Source organism: Pseudomonas sp. RIT-PI-r, from assembly GCF_001297015.1.
Lineage (GTDB): Bacteria > Pseudomonadota > Gammaproteobacteria > Pseudomonadales > Pseudomonadaceae > Aquipseudomonas.
The window spans coordinates 1-1,565 of the sequence record NZ_LIGE01000039.1; the positions used below are offsets into that span (position 1 = coordinate 1).

Here is a 1,565-nt window from a genome sequence, read left to right on the forward strand (position 1 = left end):
GCGGATTTTCTGGTCGTGCTCGATGTTTTCGTCCCAGTCGCGCTGGGCGTGCAGGTAGATCTGTTCCTGACCTTTTTTGTCTTCGATGCGCAGTTCGTTGCAGCCGCCTCCGCCCATCGAGCTGAGGGTCTTGAAGGTGCTGCGGGTCTTGTTCGCCGGCAGTGGATAGGGAACGGTGTTTTCCTTGTGGTACAGGCAGCCGCTGATCAGCGGTTGATCGGGGTCGCCTTCAAGGAAGGTGACGAGCACTTCCATGCCGATGCGCGGGATGGCGATGCCGCCGTACTGGGCGCCGGCCCAGGCGCTGGAGACGCGCAGCCAGCAGCTGGTTTTGTCGTCGGCCTGGCCTTCGCGGTCCCAGTGGAATTGCACTTTGACGCGGCCGTACTCGTCGCAATGGATCTCTTCGCCTTTCGGGCCGGTGACCACGGCGCTCTGGCTGCCGAGGATGCGCGGTTTCGGGTGGCGCAGGGGCGGGCGGTTGGGCACGTCCCACGGGGTGGCCTGGAAGCGGTTGCGGTAGCCCTGATGGAAATCGTCTTTGAGCGCGGTGGTGTCGCTGGTCACCGACTCTTCCAGCACTTGCGGCTGTTTGCCTTCGTGGTGGACTTCGGTCAGTAACCAGAGGTCGTTCCATTTGGCTTTCGGGTGCGCGGTCAGGGCGAGGAAATGGCCGCTGACCAGCAACGGCTGATCGCTTTTGCCTTCGGCCAACTGGAAGTCGCTGCGATGACGTTCGAGGGCGCGTTTGGCCAGGTGCTTGCCGCGCTCGCGGTCGATGAAACGACCTGGGTAATCGTAGTCTTCGAGGTCGGGCAGGGCGTCGCCGCGGTTCTCGCTTTCGAGGGTAATGCGCGGTTTTTCGAAGTCGTAATCGCGCCGCGTGGTGCGGCTGGTGCGGGTTTCCAGGCGCAGGTCGAAGCGCTTGATCACCGGGTCGCTGGCGACCATGCCGGAGTCTTGCTGATAGGCCACCGGCGCCAGTTTCGGGAACACCGTCTGGTCGTCGCCGAACACCAGTTTGTGTGCCGTTGCCGTGTGCTCGAAGTGGTAGTGGATACCTTCTTCTTCACACAGGCGCTGGATGAAATGCAGGTCCGATTCATCGTATTGCACGCAGTAGATGCGTTCGGGATAAATCGAACCGGTCTTGAATTCGTAGGCGTTGCTTTGAATGCCGTGCTCTTCGAGGACTTGGCCGATGATTTTCGGCACCGTGAGGTTCTGGAAGATGCGCTGGTTGACGCGATGCGCCAGGTAAGACAATTGCGGACGCAGGGTCACCGAATAACGGGTCAGGCGTTTGCCCGAGTCGCCTTGCGCGGCGCGGTAGATCTGGCCGTGAATGCCGCTGCCGTCGGGCGACAGCTGCAGGAAGGCCGGTTTGTGCAGCAGGGTTTCGAGGTCCAGCGACGGCTGCTCACTGACCAGCTCCACCTCAAAGACAAAAGGCTGGCTGATGGCTTCGCGACCTTGCAGGGTGAATACCTGAAAGTCAGCAGAAAGACCTTCGATGGTCAGGGCAAAGTGAGTTTCATTGGCCGGCGCGAACATCCCTTGTTCCT

At 61.0% G+C, this 1,565-nt stretch carries 1 protein-coding gene; it reads right to left on the bottom strand.

Translation table 11 applies throughout. From position 1 onward, the window contains the following. The coding region (locus AK821_RS24295; protein WP_064392283.1) for a type VI secretion system Vgr family protein at window positions 1-1,554 on the bottom strand (1,554 nt) is incomplete at its 3' end. Window positions 1,555-1,565: the final 11 nt, after the last annotated feature.